We start from the raw sequence: 1,150 nt of genomic DNA, 5'->3' as shown, positions 1-1,150 counted from the left end.
CGTCGGGGACGGGGCGCCGCCGCCTGAGGCACCGGCTGTGGGTTCCCCGCCGGCTTCCCCGGTGGTCGTCGGGTCGGGCTTCCCGGCGGTGTTGACCTCAGGCGCGGTGACGTCGCCGTCCTGGCGCAGGATCTGGAACAGGGCCTGTCCCGGTTCCTCGTCCAGGACCAGGCGGTTCTCGTCCATGGGGGCGCTCGTAGTGGGCAGCGCGACGAACGCGACCTTCCCCAGGTCAACGCTCTTGACCCGGTCCGCCAGGGCCAGCAGCCGGGAAACCTCCGCCAGGCCTTCGTCCACCGTGAGGTTGTTGACCACGGCCTCGGCGATGGAGTAGAGGCGGGGCACGTTGGTCAGCGTGCCTTCGGACTGGACCTTGCGGGCCATGGACGCCAGGAAGCTCTGCTGCGCACGGATCCGGCCGCGGTCTCCGCCGTCGCCGAAGGAGTGCCGCGTGCGCAGGAACGCCAGCGCCTGCTCGCCCTGCACGGTGCTGACTCCGGCCGGCAGCCGCAGCTTGGAGTAGGTGTCATTGATGGGCTCGTTGACGCAGACTTCCACGCCGCCGATCACCGTGGAGAGCTCCTTGACGGCGTTGAAGTCGGCCATCATGAAGTGGTCGATCTCCAGGCCTGTCATCTCGTTGACGGCCGCCACGGTGCAGCCGGGGCCGCCATAGCTCAGCGCGGCATTGAGTTGGGCATCCTGCTGTTCCGGATACACCTCGCCGGTCTCCGGATCGGTGCAGGTGGGGATGGTGGTGAGCAGGTCGCGCGGCAGGCTGACCACGGTGACCCGTTCCCGGTCCGCGGACAGGTTCATCAGCATCATCACGTCCGACTTGCCGCGGCCGGCCGAGGGGCCGTCCGAGCCGTACCGGCCGTCAGTGCCGACGCGCGTGTCGGTGCCCAGGATGAGGATTTGCACGGGATCGCGGCTCAGGTCCACCGGAAGCCCCGGGGCGCCGGTGCCCAGGTTCAGCGGCGAGGTGCTGAGGCTGTCGCGCAGGCCCACGATTTTGAACACCACGACGCCCACACCGGCCGCCAGCGCCAGCGCCAGCACGCCCGCAACGACCTTCAGCCACAGCAGTCTGGGTCCGCGGCCCATGTGCCTCGGATTGGCGGCCCGCGCCTGCCCGCGCCGCGGCGTG

1 protein-coding gene is annotated in these 1,150 nt (G+C 70.2%); it reads right to left on the bottom strand.

What is annotated here, in order from left to right; all coding sequences use genetic code 11:
• Positions 1–1,107: LCP family protein (locus tag AC5RV2_RS18220; RefSeq protein WP_494093496.1), on the bottom strand; the 1,107-nt coding region annotated here is incomplete at its 3' end.
• Between the last annotated feature and the right edge of the window lie 43 nt (positions 1,108–1,150).

The organism is Arthrobacter sp. Y3225116, assembly GCF_059091245.1.
This window is presented reverse-complemented; position numbering and strand designations above follow the sequence as displayed.